The sequence below is a fragment of the Mesorhizobium sp. M7A.F.Ca.CA.004.12.1.1 genome (genome assembly GCF_003997835.1).
Taxonomy (GTDB): domain Bacteria; phylum Pseudomonadota; class Alphaproteobacteria; order Rhizobiales; family Rhizobiaceae; genus Mesorhizobium.
Map to the genome: position 1 here is coordinate 1 of NZ_RZRK01000212.1, position 8,541 is coordinate 8,541.

At 63.3% G+C, this 8,541-nt stretch carries 9 protein-coding genes and 2 pseudogenes; 9 read left to right on the forward strand and 2 right to left on the reverse strand.

Going from position 1 to position 8,541, the window contains the following annotated elements:
- From EN984_RS13560 to EN984_RS13585, 6 genes and pseudogenes are all read left to right on the forward strand, one after another.
- Positions 1–251: pseudogene (locus tag EN984_RS13560) on the forward strand (DNA repair protein RadA); the annotation flags it as partial.
- Positions 252–314: 63 nt separating this feature from the next.
- On the forward strand, positions 315–974 hold the full coding sequence (locus tag EN984_RS13565; RefSeq protein WP_127267853.1) for a CvpA family protein: 660 nt from the start codon (positions 315–317) through the stop codon (positions 972–974).
- 104 nt (positions 975–1,078) lie between these two features.
- A complete protein-coding gene (gene purF, locus EN984_RS13570) occupies positions 1,079–2,548 on the forward strand; it encodes an amidophosphoribosyltransferase (protein WP_013532528.1) in 1,470 nt (489 codons plus the stop codon).
- A 44-nt stretch (positions 2,549–2,592) separates the two neighbouring features.
- Positions 2,593–3,333, forward strand: coding sequence for an SDR family NAD(P)-dependent oxidoreductase (locus EN984_RS13575; protein WP_013532529.1), 741 nt, complete (start codon positions 2,593–2,595; stop codon positions 3,331–3,333).
- Positions 3,334–3,469: 136 nt separating this feature from the next.
- Positions 3,470–4,099, forward strand: a complete 630-nt coding sequence (locus EN984_RS13580) for a hypothetical protein (protein ID WP_127267854.1) — start codon at positions 3,470–3,472, stop codon at positions 4,097–4,099.
- 165 nt (positions 4,100–4,264) lie between these two features.
- Positions 4,265–4,486, forward strand: coding sequence for a hypothetical protein (locus EN984_RS13585; protein ID WP_013532531.1), 222 nt, complete (start codon positions 4,265–4,267; stop codon positions 4,484–4,486).
- Between the two features lie 3 nt (positions 4,487–4,489).
- Here EN984_RS13585 and EN984_RS13590 read toward each other — a convergent pair whose 3' ends face one another.
- Positions 4,490–4,996, reverse strand: coding sequence for an OsmC family protein (locus EN984_RS13590; protein WP_127269953.1), 507 nt, complete (start codon positions 4,994–4,996; stop codon positions 4,490–4,492).
- A gap of 204 nt (positions 4,997–5,200) precedes the next feature.
- Here EN984_RS13590 and aguA point away from each other — a divergent pair, with 204 nt between their 5' ends.
- Together aguA and EN984_RS13600 are read left to right on the forward strand one after the other, a co-directional pair.
- On the forward strand, positions 5,201–6,307 hold the full coding sequence (aguA, locus tag EN984_RS13595) for an agmatine deiminase (RefSeq protein WP_127269955.1): 1,107 nt from the start codon (positions 5,201–5,203) through the stop codon (positions 6,305–6,307).
- Positions 6,308–6,352: 45 nt separating this feature from the next.
- Positions 6,353–7,447, forward strand: a complete 1,095-nt coding sequence (locus tag EN984_RS13600; RefSeq protein ID WP_127269957.1) for a polyamine ABC transporter substrate-binding protein — start codon at positions 6,353–6,355, stop codon at positions 7,445–7,447.
- Positions 7,448–7,468: 21 nt separating this feature from the next.
- Here EN984_RS13600 and EN984_RS13605 read toward each other — a convergent pair whose 3' ends face one another.
- Positions 7,469–8,218 (reverse strand): helix-turn-helix transcriptional regulator, encoded by a 750-nt coding sequence (locus tag EN984_RS13605; RefSeq protein WP_127269959.1) that lies wholly within the window; start codon positions 8,216–8,218, stop codon positions 7,469–7,471.
- Positions 8,219–8,323: 105 nt separating this feature from the next.
- Here EN984_RS13605 and EN984_RS13610 point away from each other — a divergent pair.
- Positions 8,324–8,541: pseudogene (locus EN984_RS13610) on the forward strand (peptidase S10); the annotation flags it as partial.

Sequence of the window (8,541 nt, forward strand, 5' to 3'; positions counted from 1 at the left end):
GTCTTGCCCTTCCCGCCGATTGCGTCTATTTCGGCGAAATCAGCCTTTCGGGCGCCGTGAGGCCGGTTGCGCATGCGCAACAGCGCCTCAAGGAAGCCGAAAAGCTGGGTTTTGGAAGCGCGGTTCTGCCTTCGGGCAGCGGGGAACTGGCCGGGGGGATCGGGTCCGGTTCTTTCCAGCCGACCGAGCTTGCCGACCTCGTGGCACGCATAGCCGGCTCACGCCGAAGCCGCGTGGACGAAGAAGATTAGAGCATCGGACTCAGAGCCCGATGTTCCGCGCTATAATGCGGCTCATGGAGTGGGGCGAAAGACATGCCGATTACGCTGCTTGACGGAATTCTCGTCGGCTTCACTCTGGTCTCGGCGATGCTCGCCATGGTTCGCGGCTTTTCGCGCGAAGTCCTGTCCGTCGTCTCCTGGGCAGCGGCGGCAGCGGCGGCGTTCTTCTTCTACAAGCCGGTTGTGCCTTACCTCGCGCCCTACATCGAGAATGAAAAGATCGCCATGGCGGCCGCCGCCGGCGTCGTCTTCATCGTCGCGCTGATCGTCGTATCGGTCATCACCATGAAGCTCGCCGACTGGATCATCGATTCGCGGATCGGCGCGCTCGACCGTACGCTCGGTTTCCTCTACGGCGCCGCGCGCGGCATCCTGGTCGTCGCCGTCGCACTGCTGTTCTTCAACTGGCTGGCTGGCGCCAAGGCACCGGCCTGGGTCACGGAGGCCAAGTCGCGGCCGCTGCTGGAGCAGATCGGCGCCAAGCTCGAAAGCCTGCTGCCCGAGGATCCGGAAAACGCGATTCTCAAGAAGCTCAATCCGAATCAGCCGGCCGCCGAGACGCCAGCTGCTCCGGACGCACCGGCCGCGGATGCTCCGGCGGGCGGCGACGATGCCAACACGCCAGCGCCTGACGACAATGACGCAACACCTCCGGCCAACAACGCTCCGGCACCGGCGGCGCCGGCAAACTGACGCCGAAAACGGCGTCAGGATCCGACGATGGTGTGAACGACCGCACGGCCCGCGTTGCTTTCGGCGCGAACCCGCATTATATGGCGATTTTAGCGGAGCTTAAGATGGCAGACGCAGACGACGTGCTTTCCGCCGAGGCCGACGACCATTTCCACGACGAATGCGGTGTGTTCGGCATTTTCGGCCGGCAGGACGCCGCGGCCATCGTCACACTGGGCCTGCATGCGCTGCAGCATCGCGGCCAGGAAGCGGCAGGCATCGTTTCCTATGACGGCAGCCAGTTCCATGTCGAACGCCATGTCGGCCTGATCGGCGACACCTTCACCAAGCAGCGCGTCATCGACAGCCTGCAAGGCAACCGCGCCATCGGCCATACGCGCTACGCCACGACTGGCGGCGCCGGCATGCGCAACATCCAGCCCTTTTTCGCCGAATTGGCCGATGGCGGCTTCGCCGTCGCCCACAACGGCAATCTGACCAACGCCATGACCGTGCAGCGCGCGCTGCAGAAGCAAGGCGCGATCTTCTCCTCCACCTCCGACACCGAGACGCTTTTGCATCTCGTCGCCACCAGCAAGGAGCGCGATTTGAACTCGCGCTTCATCGATGCGGTGCGACAGGTCGAGGGTGCGTTTTCGCTGGTGGCGATGACGGCCAAGAAGATGATCGGCTGCCGCGATCCGCTCGGCATCCGGCCGCTGGTGCTCGGCGATCTCGACGGCGCCTGGATCCTGGCCTCCGAAACGTGCGCGCTCGACATCATCGGCGCGCGTTTCGTTCGCGACCTGAAGCCCGGCGAGATGGTCGTCGTCACGTCCAAGGGCATCGAGAGCCTGTTCCCCTTCGAGCCGCAGAAGACCCGCTTCTGCATCTTCGAATATGTCTATTTCGCGCGGCCGGATTCCTCGGTGGAAGGCCGCAACGTCTATGAGGTGCGCAAGCGCATCGGCGCCGAGCTGGCGGTTGAAAGCCCGGTCGAGGCGGACATCGTCGTGCCGGTGCCGGATTCGGGCACGCCGGCGGCGATCGGCTTCAGCCAGGCCGCAGGCATTCCCTTCGAACTCGGCATCATCCGCAATCATTATGTCGGCCGCACCTTCATTCAGCCGGGCGATTCGATCCGCCACATGGGCGTCAAACTGAAGCACAATGCCAACCGCCGCATGATCGAGGGCAAGCGCGTGGTGCTGGTCGACGACAGTATCGTGCGCGGCACCACCAGCCAGAAGATCGTGCAGATGGTGCGCGACGCCGGCGCCAAGGAGGTGCATATGCGCATCGCCTCACCGCCGACACGCGCCTCCTGTTTCTACGGTGTCGACACGCCGGAGAAATCGAAGCTCCTGGCATCGCGCATGTCGATCGAGGAGATGGCCGAGTTCATTCGCGTCGATTCGCTCGGCTTCCTCACCATTGACGGGCTCTACCGCGCGGTCGGCGAGGCCAGCCGCGACAACGACCAGCCGCAATTCTGCGATGCCTGCTTCACCGGCCAGTATCCGACCCGCCTGCTCGACTTCGAAGGCCACGACAATGTGCGCACGCTGTCGCTGCTGGCGACGAGCGGGACGTAGGCGGGACCGTCATCAGCGTTAGTCAAATTCCCGGAATCCATCGCATGACCCTTGACCTTTCCGGCCGCGTTGCGGTCGTCACCGGCGCCTCGCGCGGGATCGGCTATTTCATTGCCAAGGAATTGGCTGCAGCCGGCGCGCATGTCATTGCGGTGGCGCGCACTGTCGGAGGACTGGAAGAGCTCGACGATCAGATCAAGGCGGCCGGCGGCCAGGCGACACTGGTGCCGCTCGACCTCGCCGACATGGCCGGTATCGACCGCCTGGGCGGCGCCATCCACGAACGCTGGGGCAAGCTCGACATTCTCGTCGCCAATGCCGGCGTGCTCGGCGTCATCTCGCCGATCGGTCATGTCGAAGCAAAAACCTTCGAGAAGGTGATGACCATCAACGTCACCTCGACCTGGCGGCTGATCCGCTCCGTCGACCCCCTGCTGCGGCTCTCCGACGCTGGACGAGCGATCATCCTGTCTTCCAACGCAGCGCACTCGGCGCGTGCCTTCTGGGCACCCTACGCGGCGTCCAAGGCCGCGGTGGAGACGATGATGCGCTCCTGGGCGCATGAGACGCAGAGCCTGCCGCTCCGGGTCAATGCCGCCGACCCCGGCGCCACCCGCACCGCCATGCGTGCCCAAGCAGTGCCGGGCGAAGATCCCGAGACGTTGCCGCATCCCTCCGAGATCGCCAAACGCATCGTGCCGCTGGCCAGCCCGGACCTGAAAGAGACCGGATTGATCTTTCAGGCCAAGCACAATCGGTTCGTCGCCTATCGCCAGCCGGAATAAAACTAGAGCCTTTTTTGCCGCATGTCGGTTTCCCAAAAACCACTGCATACTTTTAGGCGACATGCGTAGGGATTAAACAGGCCTCCGGCAACGTTTCTTCTGATGTAACCCGTCGAAGACCAACCGGAGGACCGACATGCGTAAACTGCTTCTCGCCACCGCCGCCACCCTGATCGCAGCCGCGGGCGCCGCTTACTCGCAAGATGCCAAGATGAGCTTCTTCGTCACCAGTGTCGGTTCCGGCAAGGGTGCCGACCTCGGCGGCCTCAAGGGCGCCGACGCGCATTGCGCGTCGTTGGCGGAAGCCGCCGGCGTCACCGGCAAGAGTTGGGCCGCCTATCTGTCGACCAGCGACACCGACGCCCGCGACCGCATCGGCAAGGGGCCATGGGTGAACGCCAAGGGCGTCAAGATCGCCGACGATGTCGCCTCGTTGCACAGCGATGCCAACGGCATCACCAAACAGACAGCGCTCAACGAGAAAGGCGAAGCGGTCAACGGCCGCGGCGACACGCCCAACCGCCACGACGTGCTGACCGGCTCCAAGCCCGACGGCACCAAGATCGCCGACCAGACCTGCGGCAACTGGACGATGAGCGGGGCGGAAGGCGCCGCGATGATGGGCCATCATGACCGCGCCGGTCTCGACGATTCGGCAGCGGCCAAATCCTGGAATTCCTCGCACGCCTCGCGCGGCGGCTGCAGCCAGGAGGCGCTCAAGGGCACCGGGGGCGATGGCTTGTTCTATTGTTTTGCCACCAACTGAGCCGATTGCGCTTCGAAATCGGGCTGGAAACCCCCGTCACATCACGCGGCTGTGATGTGACGGCGGGAAGCTGTGCGGCGGTCAGGCTTTCGTCATTTCCATGGAGTTGGTAGGGTCACAGCGACTCCCACAACAGCGCCCAACTGGCAGAACAAGGAAATCCCCATGGCTACGACCGCAGCAGCGTTGGTCTGGTATCTGGTAATCGCCGGCCCGCAAGGCGGCATGGTCGTGCTGCCCAGCACCTTCGACAAACGCGAACAGTGCACCGCCGCCATCACCGAATATCAGAAGCAGCCGACACCGGCCGGCTGGTCGGTGCAATGCGTGCCGAGCGCCTCGCCCTTCACTGACGAGGGCGACGCCGAAGAACCGTCGGCGCAGTAAGCATCAGCGGCGTGCGCTCACCGTCAGCTCCGGCTTCTGGCTGATGGTCTGGAACACCACGCAATAACGCTCGGTCAGCTTCAGCAGCGAGTCTACCCGCTCCTGCGGCTCAGCGGTGTCGAGGTTGAAATTGAGCCGGATGGCGCGAAAGCCGACCGGTGCATCCTTGGCGACACCGAGCGTGCCGCGAAAATCGAGATCGCCTTCGGCCTCCACCGTGGCGGCGCCGAGCTTGAACTCGAGCGCCGTCGCCACCGCCTTGAGCGTCACCCCGGCGCAGGCGACCAAGGCCTCCAGCAGCATGTCGCCCGAGCAGAGTTCAAGCCCTGAGCCGCCTGTTGCCGGATGCAAGCCGGCGATGGCGAGCGCCCTGCCCGTCTCCACCTTGCAGGCAACCGACTGGTCATCGATCGAGCCCTTGGCGCGAAGCGTGATCAGAGCCTGCGAAGCATCGTCACGGTAGGCCTGCTTCAGCGGCGCCTGCATGGCCTTCAGTTCGGTCGCATCCATCCGCTTTTCCCCTTTCGTCGACTGCTTGCGTCACCGGCATACGCCGTCCGGTCGAGATTTGCGCCGATCACCGTGGCAAGGCAATGCCGTTCCGCAACAGGAGACAGCGGTCAACACCGATATCCCAAATGGGACATTGACGGACAAGGTCCCAAAAACGTCTGATCCGGGCAAGTCATCACTCCATTTCCCGGCGGTCCCAAGATGCCCCGTACCCTCTCGACAAGGCCGAAACAGGATGGGTTTCGCGCGCCCGGCGAATTCGAACCAAAGTCAGGCTGCTGGCTGATCTGGCCGGAGCGGCCGGACACCTGGCGCCTCGGCGCCAAGCCCGCGCAAAAGCTGTTCGTGGATGTCGCCGCGGCGATCGCGCAAAGCGAGCCAGTGACGGTGGCGGCCTCCGCTCGCCAGTGGCAGAATGCCCGAGCGCGATTGCCCGGCCATGTGCGTGTCGTGGAGATGTCCACCAACGATTCCTGGTTGCGCGACAGCGGTCCCAATTTCGTCGTCAACGATCAAGGCGGCGTGCGTGGCGTCGATTGGATCTTCAACGCCTATGGCGGTTTTGACGGCGGCCTCTACGCGCCATGGGACCTCGATGATCTGGCAGCGCAAAAAGTGCTCGAAATCGAGAACATGGATCGCTACCGCGCACCGCTGATCGCCGAGGGCGGCGGGTTGCAATGCGATGGCCAGGGCACCCTCATCACGACGAAGCAATGCCTGCTCAACCGAAATCGCAACGCTCATCTCGGCAAGGCCGAGGTGGAACGCCAGCTTGGTGACTATCTCGGCGTCGACACCGTCATCTGGCTGCCGCGTGGCCTTGCCTTCGACGAAACCGACGGCCATGTCGATGACGTCTGCTGCTTCGTGCGTCCCGGCGTGGTCGTGCTGAGCTGGACCGACAATCGGGAGGACCCGCAATATGAGATTGTGCGAGAAGCCGAAGAGGTGCTGCGTTCGGCCCGTGATGCGCGTGGCCGCGCACTGGAGATCCACCGGCTGCCGCATCCCCTGCCGATCGAGATGACGCCGGAAGAAAGCGAGAGCGTGGACCGGCTGGATTCGACCTGGGCGCGACCGGCCGGAAACCGGATCGCGGCGAGCTACATCAACTACTATCCGGGCAACAGCGTCGTGGTGGTACCGCAGTTCGGCTGCGATCTCGATGTGAAGGCCAAGCAGACGCTGGCCGAGCTGTTTCCCGACCACAAGATAGTCGGCATCGAGAACTCGCGCGAGATCTTGCTGGGCGGCGGCAATGTCGCCTGCATCACCTTGCCGGTCTATGCCCCGCAGCGACGCTGAGGGACGACGCATGCCGAAAACAGATAGCGAAAACGGAGGACATTTATGCGCGCTCTGATCTTCTCAACCCTGCTTGCCTGCGGCGTCTGCGCAAATGCGGCTTCGGCTGACGAGGAAAAGATCGTCAACGTCTACAACTGGTCCGACTACATCGCGCCGGACACCGCCGAGAAATTCGAGAAGGAAACGGGCATCAAGGTTCGCTACGATGTCTATGACGGCAACGAGGTACTTGAAACCAAGCTGCTCACCGGCGGCTCGGGATATGACGTAGTCTACCCCTCAGCCTATCCGTTCCTGAAGAACCAGGTGAAGGCGGGGGCGTTCCTGGAACTCGACAAATCGAAGCTTGCCAACCATTCGAAGATCGATCCGCAGGCCTTGGCGCTGATCGCGGGCGCCGATCCGCAGAACCTGCATGCCGTGCCCTATATGGCCGTCACCGACGGCATTGGCTACAACGTCGCCGCGGTGAAGCAGCGGCTGCCGGACGCGCCGACGGATTCCTTCGCCATGGTCTTCGACGTGGACGTGGTCAAGAAGCTCTCCGATTGCGGCGTGGCCATGATCGATGCGCCGGCTGAAGTCATCCCGATGGCGATGAACTATCTTCACATCGACCCCAGATCGACCAGTCCCGACGACCTCGCCAAGGTCGAGGACCTGATGGGCAAGGTGCGGCCCTACATCCGCTATTTCCATTCGTCGAAATACATCAACGACCTCGCCAACGGCGACATCTGCGTGGTGTTGGGCTGGTCGGGCGACATACTTCAGGCAAGGACCCGTGCGGCGGAATCCGTGAAGAAGCTGGAGATCGCCTATTCCATCCCCAGAGAAGGCACGCTCATCAACTTCGATACGATGGTGGTGCCGAAAGATGCGCCGCATCCCGACAACGCCCAGGCCTGGATCAACTTCAATCTGCGGCCCGATATCGCCGCGGCCAATTCCAGCTATGTCTCCTATGCCAATGCGATACCGGAATCCCTGCCGCTGATGGACAAGGCGATAGCCAGCGATCCCGGCGTCTTTCCGCCTGATGCCGTGAAGGCCAAGCTGTTCGTGGTCGACAACAACGACCCAAAGCTGCTGCGATCACAAAACCGCATGTGGACGCGCATCGTGACGGGGCAATAGCGCCGGCGTAAGCCGTCAGGCTCAAGCGGCTTCGCGGAAGGCCGCCAGCAGCTCGACCTGGGAGTGCACGCCGAGCTTGCGGTAGATCTGCTTGATGTGGTTGCGGACGGTGCCGGGTGAGACGGCGAGGCTTCGCGAAATCGTCTTGGCGTTGCCACCCTCGACCAGATGCCGCGCAACCTCGGCCTCGCGCCTGCTCAGCCGCGAGCGTCCGTCACCGATTGCGGCGCCCTTGTCCCGGGAGCGGCACAGATGAAGCAATCTTTGCAGAATGAGCCTTGTCGCGCTGCTTGCCGCGTAAGCCATCTCCAGATCCTGATCGCCAAAGGCCGGTGCCCCGTTTCGCCGCAGGAAGGTGACATAGCCAGCGGTCAGCCCGTCGAGATTGAACACGCCGGTGATCTCGTCGAAACTGTCGGAAGGGCCGAAGAATTCGCGATAGTAGGGGGTACGCTGGAAGTCGCCATTGCGGAGTGCCGACAGCGGCAACAGGAAATCCTGTCTTGTGCTGGCGAACCTCTGGAAGAAGGGATCCTGGCGATACAGTCGTGCATCGTAGTCGCGGTTCCAGCGATCGGGGCCGGCATCGTCGATGGTCAGGGATGTGATGTCTCGACGGTAGAAGCCGACATAGGCGCGGTCGGAGCCAAGCAGTCCGCTCGCCGCCGCTGTGAAGCGAGCGGACAATTCTTCGGGCGTTGCAGCCATGGCCGCGGCGGCGACACCACCGCTCCAGTGTCCAAACCGATCGAGAGAGATGTTCGACTGCATTCCGGCTCACATTAGCGCAAGCCGTTGCAGGTTCAAGACAGCCATTTCCTTTGACTTCGATCCTCTCGGCCATACCTATGCGGGAGTCGTTCTCGCGGAGCCATCATGCCGGTCAAGCTGAAACTGATCTTCCTCATCCTGCCGATGCTTGCCGTCCTGGCGCAGCCCGTCCTGGCTGAAACGGCGGAGCGGCCGGCACCTGCGGGCGGTGTGCTGTCCCTGCTGCCGCCGCCGCAGACCACCAACTATTCGATCACACTGGCCGGGCGCAAGCTGGATTACCAGGCAAAGGCAGCGACCCTGTCGCTGCTGTCGGGCAACGG